Source organism: Aquimarina longa SW024 (assembly GCF_001401755.1).
In the GTDB taxonomy this organism is placed as follows: Bacteria; Bacteroidota; Bacteroidia; order Flavobacteriales; family Flavobacteriaceae; genus Aquimarina; species Aquimarina longa.
Map to the genome: position 1 here is coordinate 87135 of NZ_AVQK01000025.1, position 25737 is coordinate 112871.

Consider the following 25737-nt stretch of genomic DNA (forward strand, 5'->3'; position numbering starts at 1 on the left):
ACTTTTTCTTTTACGTCTTACGACTTTATCCATCTGGTCTTATACATTTAGTATATTATCTATATAATGTAAAGTGACCTGTAAACTCTCTATTATCAATATCGTTTAAAATGATAGTGTACCAATAATCTCCCGAAGGAAGTTGTTTTCCTTGATAAAGACCATCCCAACCTTGTTGGTTTCCTTTAAACTCTACCAGCATTCTACCATATCTATCAAAAATCATCACCTCCATATTCTCAAAGAAGAATGGGTCATTTAGATTAGGCGTAATCTGTCTTGGATACCAGAATTGTTCTTCGACAGTACTGTTTGGGCTATCTGGTGTAAAGTAATTAGGAATACGAATATTAATATACGTTATATTCTGAACTACTCTAACCTCACAACCATCTGCGTCAACCACTCGTAATGCATAATCAGCAGTTTCTCGTACTGTAAAAATATTTCCTTCTAGCTCTGTAAAATCATCTGATTGCAATTGATTTACTGTTCTACCATCTCTTAAGATTGCATATGAGAATGCATAGAACGGTTCCTTATTAAATCTTCTACCTCCAGATTCTATGATTTGGTATTCATTAGGATCTTGGGTGTTACCTGTCATTTCTGCAACAGGAACAGATAATGGAATATATTCTTCGATACGAATAACATCTGTAATAACAGTACATCCTCCAGAATGCTCTAGAATACCTTGATAATCTCCTGGGGTTACTTCATATTTTGCGTTTGCACTAATACTAGTATTAGACGCTGGATCAGGAGTTCCGTTAATACCATTAAGAGTAAAGATAATATCATTCTTCACAGAATTTAATCCTAGTTCGAACTCTATAATATACTTAGGAGCCTCTAAAATCACTGATGGATCATTTACATCTCTTACAGGACATACTAGTGTAGGCGTTAATATAGCATTAAGTACAACTCCTCCTGGAATCTCTACTGGCAACTCACGTATACAATCATTTGCATCCATTATATAGATAGTGGTTGTTCCTCCTGGTAAACTTGTATACGTAAACATATCCTGTACAAAATCAGCAGGGTTATTTGTAATACTAGTACGATATGGAGGTGTACCTCCTGATACTTCTATAGTTACTGCTCCATCTACTGCTTCAAAACATGTTTCTGGAGTTACAGTTCCTACAATATTTGCAACTAAAGTATTAGGTTCATTAATTGTTATTGTAAATACCTCATCACATCCTCTAGAGTCCTGAGCTAATACAGTATATATTCCTGGCTCTAAATTTGTAAACATATGCTGATTTGGTACTCCATCAGAAGCATCATTAAAAAATACTCCTGGTTGTGAATCAATCGCAAATGAATATGGTGGAGTACCTCCTGCTGCATCAATCGTTATTGTACCATCATCTTCTCCACTACAAGAAACATCTGTAAAACTAACCGTTGGTTCGAATAATGGTGGGTTGATAATTGTAAATGTACGAATAGCAGTACAAGAAATATCTGTTACTGATCGAGCAACATAGGTATAATCACCCGGAGGAAGCAACCTAAACTCTGTTGTTGCTTGTGGACCTCTAAGTAAATTCGCAGGTGCTGCTGGTATAGGAAGCACTGATGTCCCTGTAAGAAGTAAAAACTCATAACTACCAACACCTCCTGTTAAATTCATAATATTAATTACTCCTGTAGCTTCATCACGACAATTAACCTGTGCTGCACTTGTATCTAGATCAAAATTAATCGCTGTGATCGGTATTACCGGAACTGGATTAGATCGTTTTGATCTACAGCCATTAACATCAACAACATAGAATACATATTCTCCTTGCGTCAGACCAGTAAATGTATGTGATGCCGTATTCGTAGTCACCACTGTTTCTGTATGATTTGCAGGGTCTGAATCAGTAACATTAACCATAACATGATCACGTATTGCCACACTACTCGTACCATTAACTGTTACATCACGTGTGCTAGTACTACATGTAACTGGTGTTACAGTACCTAAGTTAACTGTTACTTCTGCTACATCATTAATAACCGCAGTAGTTTGTGCAGTACAATTTAATTTATCATATACTTTTACTAGATAACTGTCTGGTTTCAATAACTCAAAAATAGTACCCGTCTGTAATACACTTTCTACACCTGTTGCAGCTGGTGTAATAGAATATCTAAGTGGTGTATCTGTTCCTGTAGCAATAACTGTTATTCTTCCATCTTCTTCACCAAAACAACTGATACTACTTGGTGGTATTGGAGTAATCGCTACATCATTTGATGGAGGTCTTACGGTAACCACAGCATCATCAGTACATACAATCGCTCCAAAAGTATCTGTTGCCGTTACTGTAAATGTAAATGTTGGTGGTACTGTTGCTGGTACTACTGGTGATGCCTGAGCAATTGATAATCCAGTAAATAAACCTGTCGAACTAGTAGCGCCTGTTTCTACAAGTAAGTAAGTAACTACTCCTCTTGCTCCTGTCACACTCGTCTGAAAAGAAATATCAGTTCCTGGAGCACACGTTTCTTGCACGTTTATCTCTGTAATAGTGGCATCAAACTCAATTGTAGGTCCATCAATAGTAAATACATCTGAACTACTAGGACAATTTGGTGCACTACGTTCTATAATATCTACTCTATACGTACCTACTCCTATTCCAGCAGGTGCTAGCGGTATAATGAAAGAATCTGCTGTAGCAAGGTCTCCATCTGTAGTAAGATCCGCTGTACTAGTATATACAATTGCTTCTGGTGTTACTCCAACATCTACAATAGTATATCCAAAATCACCTATATATCCAGACACTCCGATTTGTACCGATCCGTTTTCACTACCAAAACAAGTCTCTGGAGCTTGCTGAACAGCTGTTACTTTAGCTAGATCAAATGCTTCTACCTTATGACTTACTCTTACAGTACAGTCCGTATCTAAGTCTTTGATTTGGAATGTATAGGTTGTTCCTACTGCTCCTGTTAATGCAAATGGATTACTTGTTACCGTTCCTGCAGGTCCTCCTGCAATAGTTTGTACATCCGCACCACCAAGAGGTAATAAATCAAACTCAAATCCAGCTGTATTGGTAGCAGAATGGTCTACAGATACTGTTACCGTTTCTGTATTAGCAGTAAGACAACTAATAGGAATAGTTACATTAACTGTTTCATTCGTCATTTCTGATAAAGGCGGTACTGTAACTACTAATGGAGTAGCATTAGTACAACTATTACCATCTACTATTTCTATAGTATACAATCCTGGTATTGGTGCATCTACAACAAAAGGATTTGGCACTGGGCTTGGAACTACAACTGTTCTAGTTATACTACTAGGTGCAGGTTCAGTAATTCTAACCGTATAATTAGCCCCTGTTCCTCCGGCTATATTAGCAATATTGATAGTAGCATTTGCACCACATTTAAAAGCATCTCCTAACGTTGGTGCATCTGCGGTTACAGCCGATGGTTCATTTATCTGTACAGGGATTGAGCTAGAACATCCTCTATTGGATGTAACAACTACTAAGTATTGTCCTCCCGTAGGATGTGGTGCAGGTAATGCATTAAAGGATAATCCTGTAAATGTAGGATTGCTTTCCTGATCAGCACCTATCTGCTGTACTCCTGCTATAGCAGGATCATTTTCAAATAACTGATACGTATATGGACCATCAAGATCTGTTCCTGTTTGTATTGCTACAGTAACAGCTCCATCACTCGCTCCAATACATGATACATCATCCGAATCTTCTGAAAGTACTGGGTCTAATGGTACTGTTAGTTCAGTAACATTTCCTGATTTAGTACATCCAGATCCTGTAAGAGGAAGAACGTTACTATCCGTAACTTCTACTCTATAGTCTCCTGCTGCTACAGGAGTAAATATATTAGATGCTTGTGGTCCTAAGACTATAGCATTGGTAACATTATTTATTAAAGTAAATGTAAAGTTACCTGGATTAGCTATAAAATCAGAACCTCCTGTTGGTGTAGCTGTAATAGTTCCATCTGTAAGCCTACAAGTAGGATCACCTGTAAAATCAGCTGTAACGGATAACTTAGGAAACACTCTAATTTGTCGATCATTAGATGGACATCCATTTTCATCAAATACTCTTACTTCATATATAGCTGGTGAGGTTACCGTAAAATCGTGAGTAAGACCTCCGCTTCCAGGAACTCGATTACTTACTACGCCTGTAGTCATATTTGTTATCTGGAAAGTTAATACTCCTGTTCCTCCTACTACATTAGTAGTTCCTGTAGCTCTTATAATATTACTATTATCAGTATAATCACATGGATCATCAACAAATGTAAGCGGCGCTAAAGTAGGAGCAGCTGTCATATTTATGGTTACATTTCTCGAAACCGGAGTTGATGTACAACTATTCGCATCAACCACACTAATTGTATACTCATTTTCAGCTGCGGTAGTTGAAAAAGGTAGTGAGAAAGTACCAGTAGCATTAGTTTGAGTAACAGTTCCTCCTACAGGAACATTTGTTGCTGTAAACGTATATGCTCCTGTTCCTCCAATAGCTGTAAATCTTACTTTTGCATCTTCATTACAGTTCGCATTGATATTAGATACAATAGGGTTTAGAATTAATTGATCTGGTTGAGTAATATTTACAATATTAGATTCATCATTACAATTAGTAATAGGATCGGTTACTGTTACCTGTATATTTCCTGATCGTAATGTCCCAATTGTTGTTGATCCAATAGTTGTATCTCCGGAACCAGTATCTGTATCTCCAGTTGTAAGATTAGTAACCGTATAATTATATGGTCCTGTATGACCAGTTACATCTAAGATAACGTTTGCTGTATTAGCTCCAAAACATTGTATTGTAGCAGGTCCTTTGGCTATCGTTGCTTCAATAGTATCAAAATCATCAACCTTATACGTAACAGGTATTGTACAATTTAGTCCCATACCATTAGCATCTCCTTGATCTGTAATACGGAAGGTATGTGTAGCAACAGTAGTAAGGTTAAAGAATTGTGCAATTCTAGTACCAGATGGGGTGTCTATAGCATCTAATACAGTTCCTAAATTATCAACTCGCTCAAACAAGAAATCTCCTGATCCTCCCTGAATAGAAACCTCTACAATTTCATCACCTGCAGGGCTTGGTCGACAAGAAATAGGTTGTGTCTGAGTTACTAAAGGATCAAACATCTTAGTATATGCTGCAATGGGTACATTAGAAATTGTAGAAGGACAATCATTACTATCAAAAATCTGAACAGTATAATTTCCAGGAATAGGAGCTTCTACAATTGTTATTGCAGGAGAAGGAATAATCGCAATATCAGATAATACCACTCCATCTGGTCTAGTTACTGTAGCGGTATAGCCAGAATTACTACCCCCTGTAACTCCCGTGATTTCTATAGTAGCGTTGGTATTAGCACCATCACAATCAAAATGATCGCCTTGTACTGGTGGATCACTACTTACTACAGGTGGCTCCGTGATATTAAAGATATGATCATCAAAACAAACTACATCTTGTGCACTAGCACCAGAACCATTGGTAAAGGTTGCCCATACTCTTACGGTATAGTTATCCACATCTAGATTGTTAAATGTAGGATTAGATTGTCTAGCTCTAGTATCACTTGTAATAGGTGCTGTTGTGATTTCATATTCATATGTTACTGTAGGATCTAATGCTCCGGTTAGAGAAACTGTTATACTTCCTGTAGGAGGAGCATCATTAATACATGTCATATTTGTAGCACCTGTCGTACCATCTATAGTTGGTGGTGGTGGTGCTTGTATACTCACTGATTCTTTAAATGAACATCCTGTTGGACCTCGCCCAGAATCAGTAACTTCTACAATATAGCTACCTGGTGCAACACCAGTAAATATACCTGTTGTAAGTCCTGTTGTATTACCAGTATCTACACCCGCAGAATTTTGTAGCTCATAACTTAAAGTACCTGCTATAGTTCCTGTAACATTAGCCGTAATTTCTCCATCAGCGGCAGTACAGTTTGGAATACCACTAAAAGTAGGTGCTAGAGTAAGTGGATCATATACTGTAATTGTTCCTGTATCAGTACAACCATTAGCATCTCTAACAAAGAAATTATACTCACCTGCTCCAAATACTCTAAATGTAAATATCCCATCGCTAGGTGAATCTGCAGTGTAAGATGGTACATCTGCTGTTCCTGGATCACCATCATCTATTCCGTACTCTAAATCACCCACTCCTCCAGAAGCATTGACAGTAAATGTATAATCATTATCATAGTTACAAGGATCCACAACAAATTGAATCGGTAAGTTGGTGAATGACGGCGTTGTTGTATTATTAATCGTTTCATTAATAGGTCCTTCTACACATCCATTAGCATCTCTAACATAAATATCATGAGACCCTGCAGCTAGCTCAAAAGTTCCTGTAGTATTTGTAAAAGTTCCTGTTGGACTTACATCATAAGTATATGGTGAAGTACCACCTCTTCCAATTACTACTATTTCACCAGGTCTTGGAGAACCATTTATGGCACAAAGAGCATCTTTTGAACTAACAAGCTCTATTCCTAAAACCGAAGGTTCTTCAATATTAAATTCAATAGAAGCTCCACAAAATTGTGCTGTAGGCGTAGAAAATACTACTAAATAACTACCCACATCAAAACTTCCTAGATTATCAGTATATGGTGCTGGACCAGGAGAAGCACTTCCGCTTCCTATTGGTATTCCTGAAGAAGAATTAAAAATTTCCCACTGAACATCATTCCCAGTATATCCATCAAAGGTAAAATTAACTGTTCCATTTGTTAATCCATTACACGATATATCTGTTGGATCTCCATTAATTACAGCAGTTACTCCATTTGGTGAAGGTACAGCTGCTATAGCTTCTCTATAGATACAACCTCCAACATCTTTTACTTCAATAATATATGGTATATCAAATGTTAATCCTGTATATTGATGAACATTTCCTCCGGGTGTAGCATCTAAAACAAACGGTGCTGGAGGGATAGGGGTAGATCCATGAATAGTCCCATTAGTTGATATAAACGTATCAAAACCAGGAACATCTACTATTCTTATTTCATAAGGTCTTGTTCCTTCTCTAATAATTATATCATAAACTGCTCCATTAGCATTACAATCAGAAGCTACAGGAATCGCATTAATATCAATATCATCAACAGGTGAAGAAATTGTTATTGGATCTGATCTAAATAAACATTTTTTTTCATCCTCAATAGTAATATAATATGTACCAAAACTAAGTTCTTCAAAAAGAACAGATGTACTTGTAGTTGTTATGGTATTACCAGAAGTCAATGGAGGATCAGAAGGGTTATTAGTTAGATCAGGTACTACTAAATTACCTGTGCTACTATCATAAATTTTATAGGTATATCCGGTTGCTGTTATAGTACCCCCTGTTACACCTGTTACATTAATGTCTGCAAAATCAAAAGTTCCTCCTCCTGTACATGTAACAAATGATTCTGTAAAAGTTGCAGTTATAGCATCTGGTTCATTAATTGTAACCCGCCCTGTTAAATCACAGCCCTTAGCATCTCGTACTATATAATCATAAATACCACCTGTTAAACCAGAATAAACGGTTCGTGAGCTAAAAGTTCCTCCATTATCAATACTTGTTGTATATGGTGCAGTACCAACTGTATTATCTATCGCAAATGTTATAATCCCTGTTGAATCTCCATTACAAGAAATATCTGTTGGTGTTACTGTTGCTACAGGGTTTGGTGCCGGATTTACTCTAATCACAGCAGAATCTGCAAAACATCCCTGAGAATCGATCACTTTAAACTGATAAGTTGCTGCTGTAGGAGTTATAAAAGGTATTGCACCTGTATAATTAGTAAATGCTGCTCCATCAATACTTATCTGTAATGAAGTAGCTCCATTACCTCCACTAGTCGTTATTGCGATTTCGGCATTAGCTAAACAAGTTAAATCTCGCGACAAAGAAGCCTGAATTGATACTTTTGGAGCGATTACCTGAGTAAACGAAGCTGTACAACCCACATTATCAGTAACTGTAATTATGTAAGTTCCTGATTGTGTTAAATTAGGAGTGGTAAATGTGGTTACTCCTGCTCCTAATGGAGTACTTGCTATCTGAGTACCATCTCTAGTAATAGTATAAGAATAATCAGGACTACCACTAGTAATTGCAAAATCAATAGTTGCCACATTATCATCTAAACATAATTCGCTAGATGTAACACTTAAACCTACTGTTGGTAGAGGGGTTATATTAAAAGGTGTACCTCTAGTTTCACAAAGTTTACTATCTCTTACTATAATATAGTATCCATTACCGTTAGCTACCCCTGTATACGTTTGTGTAATAGGAATTGCTGCTCCTTGTGAAACATCTGAACTATTAAACAATTCATAGGTATATTCAGCACCATTACCTCCTGCAACAGTATTTACTGATACTGTATTATCAGTACACGTCTGATTAACATTATCATTAAATGTAATATCTGTTGCTGGCTCTGCAATATCTACTGTTTCTGTTGTGGTACAATTGGTTGCAACACTAGCATTCGTATCTGTAACCCTAATAGTATATTGACCATTTTCCAATCCTGTAGCAGCTAATGCGTCTCCAGGAAAGGTTCCTGTAGCTACAACAGCAACTGATGGAGCAGGTCCTATAACTTCAAAAGTGAAGTTAGGAAATGCTGTAGTATCCACTGTAAAATTAAATGCGCCATCATTATCACCCTTACACGTTACAGGTTGCGTTTGGGTAGCATTAGTAATTTCGATCTTATCAATTGGAGACTGATTAAAATCTTCAAAATTAGTACACTCACTATCATTTCTTCTTGCTGTTACTCTATACGTAACTCCATTCGTAAACGTATAATTAGTAGTTCCACTAAAAGCTGTAGAACCAGTTGCTGCTGCACCGGTTGCTGGATCTGGAGTAATACTATATTGATATGTTGGTGGTGGTCCTACTGAAGAAGCAGATACAACTACATCTACTGTTTCATTAATACAATCTAGACCTGTTGGAGTTGGAGTTACTGTTACACTCTCTACTTCTAGTTTTTCATCAATAGTAATAACTCTGGTAACCGCACATGTTTCTGGTGTTCCCTGATTGGCTATATAAATCGTATAATCTCCTGCTACTGTAATTGCTGGTAATGGTACAGGGAATACTGTAATATTAGTATACCCGGCTGTAGGATCTAAGGTATATGCATAGTTTCCTGATCCTCCTGTAATACCTGTTATCGTAATAATAGCATCTTCACTCCCTGGAATACAACTTAGCGTTGTTTGTGTTATTGTCGGAACAATCGGGTCTGGATCTGTTAATGTTGCTGTAACATCTAGTGTACACGCTGGTGTTGCACCAGATCCATCTGTAATAGTAACAGTATGTCCGCCAGCAGTAACATTAGGAAAGGTTACCGTGGTGTCTACTGTTGGCCCTATTTGAGTTGTTAAATCACCATCGAGTACATATGTAAATGGTCCTTTTCCTGCGGTAACTTCTACATCAATTGATCCTGTTTCTCCAGGACATGTTGGCTCTGTTACTACCGCTGGATTAGTAGCTGTTAAAGCTGTATATGTCGTAATCGTAATGGTATTAGAAAATGCATTACATCCTGATGCTTCAGTAACTTCTACAATATAATCTCCTGGTACAAGTACAGCAGCATCACTGTACGGAGAAGGAATATTAGATTGTACTAGTGTTGGTGTGATACTTGGAGGTACAGGAGGATTGTATAAATTAAATTGTCTGCCTACACCATTTCCTCCTCCTGGAATATATGTTATAGTAGCTCCTGAGTTACAGTCTATATCTTTAGCCAATGAAGCTGTAATGGTAAGTTCTGGATCTATCGTAAAATTAACCACATTAGAAGTACAATTCGTCTCCGTATTAAGTACTGTAACAGTATAATTACCTGCGGTTAAGTTTGGTATTTCAAAAGTATCATCATCAGGAGCTGCCAAGAATGTTACTGGTACATTTGTTGCTCCATTAAGAATGTACTCAAACGGTCCTGTAGTCGTAGTCGTTGTACTTGGTGTAATGGTAATTCTTTGTGTAGCAGGATTTGTATCAACACATACATCTCCACCAGTTGCTAGTACAATTACAGGCCCTGTAAATGGCTCTATTGTAGCTGGTTTTGTAACCTGGCAAGCATTACTAGAATTACCGTCTCTAACTAATATAGTATAGTTACCATCAGCTAATCCCGTAAATTCATTATTAGTATTTGGATACTGATATCCATTGACAACAGTATTTGTGTTATCTCTAAGCTCATATTGAAAATTGCCTCTACCTCCTATAGCATTTACGGTTATAACTCCTGTATCAGCATTACAATCTGAGTTCTTAGTCGTAAAACCAAAATCAAGCGCAACTGCAGGTTCTGTAATAGTAACTGTTGTAGAATCGGTACAATTAGGGGGTGAGTTACCTGCAAGACTTGCATCTACTACTGTTATGGTATAAGTCCCTACTACTAACGGTGTTGCAGGACTTTGGATAGTTACTGAACTTGTTGTAGAAGAACCTGATGCCACAATCGTCGTTGTATCTGGTAAAGGACCTGTTACAGTATACCTAAATGAACTACTATTCCCTACATTAAATGTAAATGCGCCATCATTGCCTGCTTTACAAGTAACTGCATTAATCTCGGTAGCATCAATGATATTTATAATCGGTAATAGTTCTTCTCTGTGATTTAAACTAAGAGCACATTGATTATCTCCTCTAGTTGCGGTAAAATTATAGTCTACATTTCTATTTAAAACAAACACCCCTGTGCTAGCATCGCCTGATACTGGTGCTGGAGTTACACTATAGGTGTATGTAGGACCTACTGGTTCAGCCACCGCAGTAACCGCTATAGTCTGTGCACTACAACTCGATGTTGTTGGATCTGCAGTAAAAGTAATATCTGTTACTTGTTCTAACACTGCTACAGATGTAGTGAAGTTTTCCACACAATCATCTGTGTCTCGATTTCTTATATATATTGTATACCCTCCTGATCCACTTACCGGAATACGTGTTTCAGATGATGTAATATCTGTATAGTTTGTAGTAGCATCAAAACTCCATTCATAGTTTCCTGATCCTCCTACTACATCCTTAATAAGGATAATTGCAGTATTATCAGGGGGTGTATTACAACTCAATTCTCTTTCTGTAGTTACATCAGCAGTGATAGCATCAGGAGTACTAATAGGAAAATCTGTTCCTTCTACCATACATATTGGTGGACTTGCTGGGTTTACAGGAAGTGCGGTATCATTGTGTAGTACACGTACTCTATAAGATGTTAAATCAGGAATATTAGTAAATGTAATATCTCTAGATGTAGATACAATCTCATCTACTACAGTATATACAGGAGAAGGATCTTGATCTGTAGTATTTAATAAACGGTATGTATATGTTCTTCCTGCAACTTCTGGTGATACTTGTACTCGTACTTGCCCATTATCGCCAGAACAAGCCGGTTGTGTTACTGTTACATTATCAATTACTATAGGTTGATATGGTGTGATTCCATTTATTTTTACTTCGATAGTACAGGCAGCGGTTCCAGCAGGTAAACTATTATCAGTCACATAGAATGTATATTCTGTAGCTGGATTAGCTGGTCTAGGAATTTCAAATACATTATTAGCTTGAAAAGTTCCTGATCCATCATCATATAAATAATTTCCTGATCCAGCAAGTACATTAATCTGTACTAAAGTTCCTGCAGTACAGGTTTCTGGTGCTATTACAACTGCTTCTGCTCTAAAATCTTGGGCAGGAGCAATTACTATTGGATCAATACCATCACCCACAATTGCAGTAGTATAGATACACTCAGGAGCAGGGCGATTGGATATAACTTCTACATCATATGTACCAGGAAGTAGGTTTTCTTGAATATAATTTCCATTATTAGCACCACTATTAGGAACTACTATTGGTTCAGGTAGCGTACCCCCAGTAATCGTATATTGAAACTGTGGTGACCCATTAGTTACTCTTATCTGAATACTACCTGTCCCTGTATTATTATCATCATTAGTACAGGTTGGGTTCGTACCTATCAACTCAAATGTTGGATTAATTTTTGGTACATCTATCATAGCAGAATATTCACATCCAGGAAATGTAGTATCAATACCATATACAGTAATAGTACCTCCTGCCGAAGCAGCATCAATAGGAAAAACACCTGTAGTATTTGTATAATGGGCAACATCAAAAGTCGGCGCTCCTGAGGTTAAACTAAATGCAAAATTAGTAGGAGCATTAGTAACCGTCACACTACCGTCATTACCACACTCTATTGGTGTCATAGTAAGTGTAGGCTGATAGTCATTTTTAAATACGCTAAAATAAAATGGTCTTGTACATCCTCCTTTAAATTCTACAAATATTCTATAATCTCCTGCTTCAGAAACGGTAAAGGTAGGAGTATCACCTCCTGTCTGCTCTACCCAGTTACTATCAGTACAATTACCTGATAATAAAGAACAAGCATCATTAGGATCAAGAATACATGAGCCACTTGGAGATAGTTTTTGCCAAGATATGCTATCATATTCTGCTGGTAGAAACTTAGAATCTAAGAACATCGTAGATGTACCACACAATAAAATCTGAGGTAATTCTAAACCACTACAATTTGTAGAAATCACTGTACTATTGTTAACATAGTCAAGAATTGGGTTCTCTATATTTCTAAATGGTTTTACATCAAAAGTTTCTGTAAGTGACATACACACACCACTAGTATCTTCTTTAACAACAGTATATATTCCTGTTCCTGGAGTTATAGAATAGTCACTAAAATCGAATACATTATCTGTTTCTACAATTGTTCCTGCTATACCTGGTCCTGACCAAGTGTATTGATTATAGCCTGTACCTGCAGTAAGTTGAAAATCATCATCACAAAATATAGAATTGCTCTCACAAGCAGGGATATTAACTAAGAAATTTGTTGCTTCGCCATCTGTATTACCACAAGCACCAATAATACTACTACTATTAGTCGTAGAAGGATTTCCTTTTGAGATTGCTCCAGTAAAAGTAGCCGTTGCCGAATTCTGAATTCTATTAGAACAAGCGTCTCTCAGTTTCTCACAAGTGTCTACCAATTTTACTTTAAATCGTATAAATATCGGAGCATCTGTTTGTTCGACCAAACTAGCAGGAATAGCAAAATCAATTCTACTCGGAGGTGTTATCGTAGAGGTAACTCCAGGAGGTAACGTTTCAATATTTACCAGATCTACATTATCGGGTAATGTATCTGTTATAGTTATTGAACCGTCTATTAAATCTTCATTTCCTACATTTTCGATTTCTAAATCATAAAATAATTCATTTCCAAGTTCTACATTAGCATTTGTAATTTCATCAAGAACTCCGTTACCATTAGCATCAGTAGTTTCATATACTCTTTTTATAACTCGCAGTTCGGGTTCAATAATTTCTACTGAAAATGTATTAAGAAATACTCGATATGTATCCGAATCGGTGGCAAGTCTAAATGTAACATTATCTTGATCGTTATCTATTAATACATTATTCGTATTTGGTAAATCAAAAAGATCAATATCAAACCCTAATGTATTTTCTGAAGCTGGATTACGATTGGTTATATACTGATGATTAAATGTCACAGAACTGTTAAAAAAGTTTATTGTGGGATTGATATCAAAATTATTTGCAGGAGTAGAAATATCTTCTCCTAATGGAACAAAAGCTGGTGTTGGTTTTGCAGCATTAAGGATTAATAACTGATCACCATTGGGTCTTGAAACCGTTCCTCCTAAACCACGATCTCCTTCTAAAGCTGCAACTCCATATCTAGCTTTTACAGGCAACGTTCCAGGAAGTGTTGTAAACCCTGTGTAGGTAAAATCTACTGCTGCGCTCCCACTATTAATTTGTACAAAACCATCATTAGTACTGATGTATTTACTGCTCTCTAAAGGATCTTCGTAAATAATAACCAATGTCCATCCTCCTGATGCTCCTGATTGTCCTGAGGTTTGTCCTATAGTAGCATTCATATTGGCTACAGTATATTCTCCATTAGTAGCATTTTGATTTATTAAACTCGTTACGTTAGAATAACATACATATGGTACATCATCTGTAGCTTGTGGGTTAGGGGTAGCAGATGGATCAGTGGGGTCGATACCTATAGGTAAAACATTGGTAGGTGTGCCTCTATACCCATCATAAATTGTTTGATCAGCTGTTATATCTACATAAGAACCTCCGGGTACTTTAAATTTTATATTTCTAAAGTCTGCAGCTCCTTGTTTTCTGGCATCATTGATGGGTAAACCATTTAATTCTTCATCACCAATAGTAGTATCTACTCTAGTTTCTAAAGTAGCATTTACCGTATTGCTAAACATTTGTGCTATAATTGCATTTCCATCTGCCTGACTAACTCTTATTGAAGGAATTGTAAGGAATCCAGGGTTTAGAAAAGGTCCTGGTGAAAATCCTGGTACATTATTAACAAGAATAACAGCGATAGCTCCTGCTTGTTGAGCATAAAATACTTTATCAGAAAAATTACAGGTTCCTCTTCTAACTACTGCTATGTTTCCATTTACCTGTGGCCAGTTAAATATCGGGCTACACGCATCCGCAGTATCAAAACCACTATTATCATCGACTAACACTAAATTTCTTGTAATTCCTCCGGCGGGTATTGTAGGGCTATTATAAAGATATCCTGTCTCATAATCTCCTGCAATGGAAGTGTTATTGATCTCTAAATTTAAAAAATTTACAGGCTTTCTCTCTAAATAATATGTTGCAGACCAATATAGTCCCGCGTATACAATCTCAGTACAGTCAGGTCTAGGAGTTATAATATTAGCACTACTAGAACTAAATGTATTTGAATCACCATCTATATCTATATAATCAGAAATACTGTTTCCATTACTCGCATTTCCATTATAATCCGCATTAGGATCATGATCTGTACTACCTACTTGATCTAATCCAACAATGGAATTACCAGTCATTATAAGGTTACCATTAATCCTATCTCTGGTTTCTCTAGGCTTTAATTTTATAATTTCTTGCGCATATATATCACTTACATTACTAATAACTATAAATGCTATTGCCAATAGTATTTTAATCGATATTTTAGGTTTCATAAACAGTGGGGTATTAGGGCGTTTAGTCGTCATATCTCTCTTACATTATTGAATTTTTAATATATAAAGCTCACCATCATACGAATTATTTACATTAGAGAATAAGCTCTGTTTAGCTTCATCAATTCTATCATATCTCTTTAAGTATACGTATATATAGTTGTCTTTGGGGTTCCTGAAATATTGAGGTTCCAATCCTTGAGATCGTAACTTCGCCATTCCTCTTTCAAAATAATTTTCTCTTTTAAAGATATTAGTGATTAAATAATATCCGTTTTCTATATTATGTCCTCCTATATAGGATAAGTTTTCTGTTAATACAGTATCATCTTTAACAGTATCTTTTATTAGTCGTGTTTCTTGTAATAATTTTTTATAGGATTCTACCCTACTTTTAGCAATATGTAATATCCACATGTCACCAAAATATCTGTTATCAATATTATTTAAATACTTTTCTTGGACTTCATCTTTATTAGTATAACTCTCTATAGCCACATACTGAAATTGATTTTCTGGGTTAAGTATAATCTGAGAATCATTAAATCCTAAATCCTTTAATGTACCTGTAAATTTATCAGCGTATGCACCTCCTTTAAATACATTACCAATTAAGTAATATCCTTCTGGATATCCTGGTATATACTTGGTAGCAATCTGTGCTTCTGGTCTTGTTGTCTCTGCAAATTTTATAAATCTATTTTTAGCCGTAAGTTTTTTAGAACTAGATGGGTCTACATCTTTTTTAGCTTCTTCTGCATCATCATCCATACTAACAAGAGATTCTAATAGTTTGCTAAACTCCCGTTTATCAACATTTAAACTAGTATTTAATAATGAATCTCTTCGAGCATATATCTTTTCAGTAATTCGACTATTATTATCTAGTTCTTTTTTAATTTCATCTAAGCCTTCTTCATTTGTTGTTGTTTTTGCAGCTTCTTGTTGTAGTCGCTCTTCTTCTGCTAATCGGGCAGCCTCAGCAGCAGCTTCTTGTTGTAGTCGCTCTTCTTCTGCTAATCGGGCAGCCTCAGCAGCAGCTTTAGCTATTGCTACTTGTTTTAATCGCTCTACTTCAGCTAATCGAGCAGCTTCAGCTACTTGATCTACTCCTATATTTTCGTTAACTTCTCTATTTAATTTCTTTTGAGAAGCTAAGCGTTCTTCTTCAGCTTTTTGCTCTGTAACTTCTCGATCTAATTGCTTCTGAGAAGTTAAACGTTCTTCTTCGGCTTTCTGTTCTGCTACTTCTCGTTCTAATTGCTTCTGAGCAGCTAAACGTTCCTCTTCGGCTTTCTGTTCTGCTACTTCTCGTTCTAGTTGTCTCTGAGCAGCTAAACGTTCTTCTTCGGCTTTTTGTTCTGCTACTTCTCGTTCTAGTTGTCTCTGAGCGGCTAAACGTTCTTCTTCGGCTTTTTGTTCTGCAGCTTCTCGTTCTAATTGTCTCTGAGCGGCTAAACGTTCCTCTTCGGCTTTCTGTTCTGCAGCTTCTCGTTCTAGTTGTCTCTGAGCAGCTAAACGTTCCTCTTCAGCTTTCTGTTCTGAATTTTCTTGTTCCAATTGTTTAAGAGCAGCTAAACGATCTTCTTCGGCTTGTTCTATTGCTGCCTCTGCTTCTCTTGCAGCTTCTTCAATAGCTATTCTTTCTTCTTCTGTTTTTTCTTCAGATTCTTCACGACTTAACTCTCTTTGAGCAGCTAAACGCTCCTCTTCGGCTTTCTGTTCTTCAATTTCTCGTTCAATTTTTCTCTGAGCAGCTAAACGTTCTTCTTTTGCTTTCTGCTCTGCAGTTTCTCTCTCTAGTCTTCTTTGAGCAGCTAAACGTTCTTTCTCTTCTCTTTGTCTATTGAGTAATTTTACTTCTTCTTCACGTTGTAACTCTAGTTCTCTCGCTGCTTTAGCCTCTTTTTCTTTAGCTTCAGCAATCGATCTTTCGAGTTCACTCATTGCTTTCTTTCTCTGACTTTTAGATTCTCCACTTTCATTTTGAAGCTCTCTTATTAGTTTATTTTGATCTAAGATTTCTTTTTTGAGTCTCCTAATTTCAGAATCTCTTGCTTCGTATGCTTTTTGTGTGCTTGATTTAGATCTAGACTTGGTTCGTCTACGTGGTTTTTCGGTTTCAAAATTATATGCTAGTCCTACCTCATGGGATGCTCCAAAATTACTAGTATCTCCTAGTCCTGTTTCATATGTATATCCAACAGAAACATTAGATGTAATATTACCTCCAATACCTACTGAAACCCCATAATAGCTATTATACCCTGCCTGAGCCCAACCTAATTCTGGTAACTCAGCAATAACGCTACCTCCGTATCTAAGGTTAGAATCAGAACCTGAATCTGGTAACATATTTACATATCCTATTCCTCTAATGACTTTATCAGATCTTCGTTCTAAACTAGTAGTATACATCACATGCCCTGTAACTGCCATGTTATCTGTTAACAATTCACTAGCAGTAAGATTATAAGCTACTAAATTTACTAAAGAAACTCCGACATCAAATTCTTCATAATTAAAATTGGCTCCTGGGGTTAATTGAAAAACAGATTTTTTTTCATAATTAAGAATAACAGGATCACTTATTTCTACGCCACTATTTAATACTATACTTGTTGCTGAATCAATATTAGATTTAATTCCACTTTGAGAAAACCCAAGATTTAATCCAAAAGTAAGATTCATGTCTCTATTTAACTCTACGTTATATGCAAAGTTGGCTATACCACCAAAATATCTATAAATTCCTTCGTTTTGTTGATGTAGACCTATAGAAACACCTATTCTTTCATCAAAATTAGTTGTATAATTGATCAAATATGTCTGAGGGTTATCATTAAATGAAGCCCACTGAGTTTTATTATATACATTAATTGATTTTTTATTTTCTCGTACTAAAGAAAAAGTAGGGTTAAAATAAAATCGATTATATTTTACAAGAGTATGAGTAGGAATGTCAGTGGGAAGAATACCATAAGTAGTAGTACTCTTTTCCTGTCCCCTAAGAAAGCTAAAGGATATATATACAAATAGTAGTAGTAATTTTTTAATCATAAAATTATCTCATTACCGTTATTGAGCCTTTTCTAACAACGGAATTATTTTTTGTTATTATATAATAATATATTGGATCTTTTCCTAGGGATTTAGAGTTTTCTACAGGCCAATTATTTTGATAGTTTCCTGAAGTGAAATCAACTTGACCTCGAGAGTTATATATTGTAATTTCTACATCTTGTTGATTAAACAAGTTAGGTGGAAGTAACCAGTTATCATTAATTCCATCACTATTAGGCGTAACGATATTAGGTATAATTTCTGATTTACCTCGCAATTCTCCAATTGTTATAACTGGTACTGTAAGCGTACATATTAGTGAAGATATTCTCACAAAATATTCTCCATTTTCACTAACTTCTAGTGTATTATTTGTTTCACCATCTAACAGTGTTTCTTCGCTATCTACATTTCTAAACCATTGATAAGTATAGGCATTATTTTGCGGTACAGAAAGTGTTACAATACCTCCTAATGTTAATCCAGCAGGATTTGCTTGAATAACAATATCATTGGGTATAAAAGCAACAGTTAATGAATTAGAAGTAATATTTGTAAATTCTCCTGTTTTCAAATTTGCTCTAAGCTCGTATACAGAATCTTCCTCAGATCTACTAATATCTAATGATGTGGTGTTATTTCCTACAGGAACTCCATCTTTAAACCACTCAAAATCAAAAAATGCATATTGTTCTGGAGTTAAAGCAATTTTTAAACCACTAACTGTTTCGCCTATCATTTCTAATAGTTCTACAGTAAAAGTATCAACATCACAAGTATTTTCATTTTTTGAACCAATACTCATTTCAATTCCTGTTGGAGCAAATAATTCTGTTTCTGAGAATAACATACTATTACATGGGTCAGTAGCGGATATTTCTACTCTATATTTACCTATAAATTGTGCGGCAAATGTGCTTGTATTTCCTACAAGAGGTGATGAAGTCTGAGGAGTAGTCTCTACAAACCATCGTACATTACTTCCTTCTGGAGCATCTGTCATAATTTGTAGATCAATAACTTGAGTAGGTAAAAGAATTAGATTTTCTGGTAATGTTTGTGTTATTGATGATCCCTCATTTATTACAGCTATAGGATCAGTAAGTAACGTACAATCTTCACTAAAAACAATACTTAATGTATATTCTCCACCAAAATCATTGTCTGGTAATGTAATTGAAGGGCTCGTTTCTCCTTCTATAGGTTCTCCATTTTTAATCCATTGATAATCATATCTTGTATCTGTTTCACTAGAGTTCAATATTTTTGATTCGTTAGGACAAAAAGAAAAATCAGATGCGGGAGTTTCTATTGTTACATCAGAAGTATTTATAATAGATGCTCTTACTTTAGTTGATTCCCCTACCCCAGTAGCATTAAAAAATGGTTGACATTTTCCTTGTCCTGGTATTCTGGCAAAATATGTTCCTTCTTCTGTAATTGTTATACTCGATGCATTTTCTCCTGGTATTACTATTCCATTTTTCAACCATTCCCACTCAAAATCATTCGGATCTACAGTATTACCGCTTAAAGTTTCTTTAATTACAACGGAAACTGTTTTACTAAAAGAGGTAACATCACAAAAAATAACTCGACGATTATCAAGGGTTATATCTATATCATCTCTTAAAAAATGTATGGCTACGGGTGCGGAGGTTATAGAGCCAATAACTTCTGGTGAAGTACTTCTTACTCGCAATCTATAAGTATCACTGTTAAAATTTTCGGGAACAGAAAAATTTTCAAAAAGAATTTCTGTAGAAGTTGTAGTACTATTAGGGACACTTGTACTTGCTAATTCTTGTACATTAGTTGGATCATCAAAACTACCATTTTCATCAGACACTTCTAATAAAAACTGATTTCCTGAATCAAAAGCGTTTCCTGAAGATAAATCAGCTGTAACTGTAAAAGAATTAAACGATGTTCTTGCGCATATTTGAATATCACCACTACTGGATGGTATTGATGGAGAACCAATAACTCTAGAACTCGCAGACTGTGCTCGTAATTCTTGAAAGTTCAAGAACACCAACAAGGCGATTAGCAACGATAGGTTAAGTTTTTTTTTCATGATATCACACTTAAATTATTGGGTGGATATGCTACTATTAACTTTGCGATTTGGGGCGCTTGTTAATAATATTGTTAATATATTTTTTATCAAGACATAAAATTAAAAATTAAATGTTTATATCAAACTAAAATTTAACTTTTTTTTGTAATAATTATCTTACAACACAATATTGTTCAAATTTGAATCAAATAGAAACTAAAATAACAAGTATCTAAATATACATAATTTTTTGTTAATCAAATATTTAGATGTTTAAAAAAAGTATAATACCTATATATAAAAAACTTAAATCTCCCCTAATTATGTCTTAAAAATTAGCGTATAAGTCATGGAAATTAAAAAAAAATCTTTTTTTTTTGCTCATTTAACGAAAATAAAACTCTCTGAAAAAGGCAGTTTTTGACGATAAAGTGTAAAAAAAAGTACAGAATCTCTACTATTAAAATTAAAAAATAGCACCAAAAAAAAGTATCTTAATAAAGAATAAATTAGTGCATAATTTTGATTTTATTTCATTTTATTTATAAAATCCTTTTATTTTTTTATATTCTTCAAAAAAATTAACATTCATGAAATTTAATTAGGTAAAATGAATTTTATGAAGAAAATAATTATCTAAATCATATTTTGAATAGTTTTTTCATACCCATTATGTATAAAATCTATTTAAATTACTTACAACTATATAGTACTTATTTATATCATAATTAAGAATAAAAATGAACTATATATTATCAAATTATGGTATAAAAAATGCTTATTTCTATAATCAAAAAACCCTTATCATGTGTACATGATAAGGGCTATAAATTTATAAAGAAAAATTACTCTTTAGTTTCTGTAGTATCTGTCTTAGTAGAGATATTTCCATCATTTATTTCTTTAAGAATTAGATCTGTAAGATCTAACTCTTTCTTACCATATAGTATATTACTGGTTTCTGTATCTCCATAGATATACGTATATCCATTTTTCTTACCATAATCTTCGATATAACTCTTTACTTTGTTTATAATAGAATCAATCTCCACTTGACTTCCTTGCTGAATTTCTTGCATTTTAGCTTGTTGTTCTCTCTGTAAAGCTTGCTGTTTTGTCATCAACTCTTGCTCCTTTTTTTGTCTATTAGCAGCAGACATGGATTTCTGGATATTCTGATATCCTTGTACTTCGATCTGAAATTGTTTTGCTTTTTCTTCAAGTTCAGCTCGTACTTCATTATTTTTCTTTGTCCATTTTTCTTGTGCTGCTTTCATTTCTTTGTAATCAGAAACAACTTTAGTGTTATTTACATAACCTGTTTTCTCTATTTGCTGATTACATGATGCTAAAATTAAAAGTGCTCCTGCAATCCATAAAATTTTTTTCATTTTTCAAAAATTAAGTTCTCAGCAAAAATATCAAAGTTCATGTGATGTTATTCATTATATACTCTCAAAAAAACTATATATAATAAAAAATGATTATTTTGTTTTTTTTAATAAATAAAAACTATTAAAATATATTAAAAATAAAGCGTTTTAAGGCGTTTTCTATAAAAATAGACACAAATGTATATTGCAAGCTTAAAAAAACAAAAACAGCTATCTAAAAATAGAAATTAGCTGTTTTTTAGTATATAAATATGTGAAGAATACTCTTTATTTTGTTTTCCTTTATAATTTGAAAGGAACCCTAGCCAAAAAGCTCTTAAAAAATTCATTTTGCCTCTTTTATATTTTTCTGATAAAAGTGATACATAAAACGAATCAAATTTCATTGGTACAATTTTTTCTAGTCTCATATCTTGTTCTTCAAAAAGTTTTTTAATAGATGTTTTAGAAAAATGCCAGAGATGTCTAGGTACATCATATGCTGCCCATAAAGAAGAATAATATGTTGCATCATATGATTTAAAATTCGGAACTGCAATAATCACATAGCCATTTGGTTTTATGAGACGTTTTAATTCTTTAATTTGATCTTTTATATCAGGAATGTGTTCTAAAACATGCCACATTGTAATTATATCAAAACTGTACGATTCTAAATCATTAGTATCAAGTTTTAAATCAATTCCTTTTTTCGCTGCTAGTTTTTTTGCTTGATCACTTGGTTCTACTCCTTCAACTTTCCAATCTGCATTTTTTGCTACATTTAAAAAATCTCCTGTCCCTGCTCCAATATCTAAAAGCAAACCTGGGGTTTTATGCAATTGAGAAATAAGTTTTACTTTTTTGTTTAGAGAATATGTCTTAACGATATGATATAGTTTTTCAAAAAGGGATCGTTTTGCATCTGTATGAGAAATATAATCTTCACTTTCGTAATATTTACTCAATTCGCTATTATTAGGTTTTGGAGAGGTAATTAGCATATCATACTCTTTATCATATTGTAATTGAAACTTTTCTCCAGAAACGGTATGATCTTTACACTCTATAAAAAAATCTAAGGTTTTTTCTGTATTCATTATTTTATAATTGGAGTATTATAATATTCTTCTTTTTTAATGGTATTCTTAATATCCATCAAAAACGACACTGTTTTAGCATAAAATAGAGATCTTGTAGAAAGGCAATTATTTCCGCTAGAATCTACAATACTAATTTTTACAAAAGTCTCTGCATCGCCAATAGTTTCTTCATCGGCATAAGGAAGCAAATAAGTTGATTCTTCTCTATCTACTTCAAAACTTATTTTAACATTAAACATCAAATCAAACTCATTAAACAATTTTATATTAAAATCAGAAATATTTTGATCATCTGTTAAACCAAATTGCTTACGCAAAGATCTCCTTGCAACGCCAGGGAGCATATTTGGTTTAAATACAAAAGTTTCTTCTTTAAATATGTTTTCTGTTTCTATCCTAAAATTATCAATCTGCTTTACTTTATGTGTAGTAATGCAAGAATAAAACAGAACAAGAAAACAATAAAAATTTATTTTCATTACTATTTTTTTTATAAATACTCCTCTACACAAAATCATATTAAGCTCTTAATACGATTTAGATTCTAATTATTCTATATTTTTTTAAAAAAAATGTTCCACGTGGAACTATAGTTTTGATGTGTCATAAATTTCTACTTCTAAAAGCTCACTCAATTCTTTTGCAATTTCTAAGGCATTATTATAACTACCGTCTTCAAAAATTGTAAAATGATGATTCTCATTAAAAAATCTAACTACCCATTTCTTAAACTTATTTTCAGTACCATCTTCTTCATTTCTACTAATAAATGAAGCATGAAAAACTGAAATATAATCTGGAAATTCTAGATCAAGTGGAGATCTACGAATGATGACTCCATAAAAAGTTAAAAGTAACTCGTTTTTAAAATCTTTAGTGATTTTATATGATTTAACAAACCCTGATAAAATAATAGTTATACAAACAAGAAAAATGCTAGGGAGTATTGGAATCTCATCCATTAGAATAAGAAAAGATGCACAACATATAATTACTGAAAATAATAATATTCTAATCCCAAAAGTTTGTGTTTCTCTAATAATTACACAATCCATTATCTTCCCATATAAACTAAAAGCACAGAAATATCACTTGGAGAAACTCCACTAATTCGTGATGCTTGAGAAACTGTTGCCGGTTTAATTTTAGTCATTTTTTCTCTTGCTTCATAAGAAAGAGATTTTAATTTAGAATAATCAAAATCTTTAGGGATTTTTAAGTTCTCTAATCTATTTAATTTATCTGCATTATTTTTTTCTTTTTCGATATAACCAGAATATTTAATTTGAATTTCTGTTTGTTCTAAAACTTCTTTATCCAAATTATTCTCTTCTATATATTCGGCAACTTTATCAAAATGTTTAATATCCTCTAATGTAATCTGAGGGCGTGAAAATAATTTAAATAATTTACCACTTTGATTAATTGGTGATGATTTCTTTTCTTCTAAAACAGGATTTGCTTCTTGAGGAGAAACACTTGTGTCTTTAAAGAATTTAACAAATGCAGAAGACTTCTTTTCTTTTTCTTCCATCCTTTTCATTCTATCATCAGATGCTAAACCTATTTGATGAGATCGGGGTGTAAGTCTAAAATCTGCATTATCTTGTCGTAATAATGTTCTATACTCTGCACGAGAAGTAAACATCCTATATGGTTCTTCTGTTCCCTTAGTAATTAAGTCATCAATTAATACTCCTATATAAGCTTCACTTCTTTTAAGTATAAAAGATTCTTCTTCTTTAACTTTTAGTGCTGCATTTATTCCTGCCATCAATCCTTGAGAAGCTGCTTCTTCATAACCTGTGGTTCCATTGATTTGTCCTGCAAAAAATAATCCTGAAATCAATTTTGTTTCTAAGGTATGTGTCAATTGTGTTGGTGGAAAATAATCATATTCGATTGCATATCCTGGTCTAAAAAACTTTACTTTCTCAAAACCTACTACAGATCTTAATGCTTTAAATTGTACATCTTCTGGTAATGATGTAGAGAATCCATTTACATACACTTCTACTGTATCCCAACCTTCTGGTTCTACAAATAGTTGATGTCTTTCTTTATCTGCAAATCTATTAATTTTATCTTCTATAGAAGGACAATATCTAGGTCCAATACTTTTAATTCTACCATTAAACATTGGAGACCGATCAAAACCTTCTTTAAGTACATTATGAACTTCTAAGGAAGTATATGTCATATGACATGATCTTTGTTTTATTAATGGTTTTGTTAAACCTGAATAACTAAATTTTTCTGGTTGATCATCTCCTGGTTGTTCTATCATCTTAGAATAATCTAACGATCTTCCATCAACTCTAGGAGGTGTTCCTGTTTTCATTCTACCAGCATCAAATCCAAAATCAATTAATTGTTCTGTAATTCCGGTTGCAGCTTTTTCACCTGCTCTACCTCCACCAAATTGTTTTTCTCCTATATGAATTAATCCATTCAGAAAAGTTCCATTTGTTAGCACAACAGTTTTAGCTTTTATTTCAATTCCTAATGAAGTTCGTACTCCTTTTATTTCTCCATTCTCTACTAAAAGTCCGCTTACCATCTCTTGATAAAAATCTAAATTAGGCGTTTGTTCTAACAGCAGTCTCCATTCTTCTGCGAATCGCATTCGATCACTCTGAACTCTTGGACTCCACATTGCAGGTCCTTTAGATTTATTCAACATCTTAAACTGTATTGCGGTACGATCACTCACGATTCCACTATACCCTCCAAGCGCATCTATCTCTCTTACGATTTGCCCTTTTGCAATACCGCCCATTGCAGGATTGCAACTCATCTGAGCGATGTTTTGCAAATTCATTGTAATCAACAACGTACTACATCCTAAATTAGCGGCTGCGGCTGCGGCTTCACTTCCTGCATGTCCAGCACCTACTACTATTACATCATATTCATTCTCAAACATAACTT

At 34.2% G+C, this 25737-nt stretch carries 8 protein-coding genes; all 8 read right to left on the bottom strand.

The features are described from left to right. Positions 1-55 precede the first annotated feature (55 nt). Positions 56-15208, bottom strand: a complete 15153-nt coding sequence (locus N456_RS06355; protein WP_148639216.1) for a T9SS type B sorting domain-containing protein — start codon at positions 15206-15208, stop codon at positions 56-58. A gap of 45 nt (positions 15209-15253) precedes the next feature. Beyond that, entirely contained in the window at positions 15254-18268 is a 3015-nt protein-coding gene (locus tag N456_RS06360) for a PorP/SprF family type IX secretion system membrane protein (RefSeq protein WP_062055081.1), read from the bottom strand. Between the two features lie 4 nt (positions 18269-18272). Then, positions 18273-20348, bottom strand: a complete 2076-nt coding sequence (locus N456_RS06365; protein ID WP_082422452.1) for a T9SS type B sorting domain-containing protein — start codon at positions 20346-20348, stop codon at positions 18273-18275. Between the two features lie 827 nt (positions 20349-21175). Beyond that, positions 21176-21721 (bottom strand): OmpH/Skp family outer membrane protein, encoded by a 546-nt coding sequence (locus N456_RS06370; RefSeq protein ID WP_062055085.1) that lies wholly within the window; start codon positions 21719-21721, stop codon positions 21176-21178. 230 nt (positions 21722-21951) lie between these two features. After that, a complete protein-coding gene (locus N456_RS06375) occupies positions 21952-22803 on the bottom strand; it encodes a class I SAM-dependent methyltransferase (RefSeq protein ID WP_062055087.1) in 852 nt (283 codons plus the stop codon). Continuing rightward, entirely contained in the window at positions 22803-23285 is a 483-nt protein-coding gene (locus N456_RS06380) for a hypothetical protein (RefSeq protein WP_062055088.1), read from the bottom strand. Before N456_RS06380 ends, N456_RS06375 begins: the two co-directional genes overlap by 1 nt. Positions 23286-23393: 108 nt before the next feature. Beyond that, positions 23394-23861, bottom strand: a complete 468-nt coding sequence (locus tag N456_RS06385) for a hypothetical protein (protein WP_062055089.1) — start codon at positions 23859-23861, stop codon at positions 23394-23396. Then, positions 23861-25732 (bottom strand): tRNA uridine-5-carboxymethylaminomethyl(34) synthesis enzyme MnmG, encoded by a 1872-nt coding sequence (gene mnmG / locus N456_RS06390; protein WP_062055118.1) that lies wholly within the window; start codon positions 25730-25732, stop codon positions 23861-23863. Before mnmG ends, N456_RS06385 begins: the two co-directional genes overlap by 1 nt. Positions 25733-25737 lie beyond the last annotated feature (5 nt).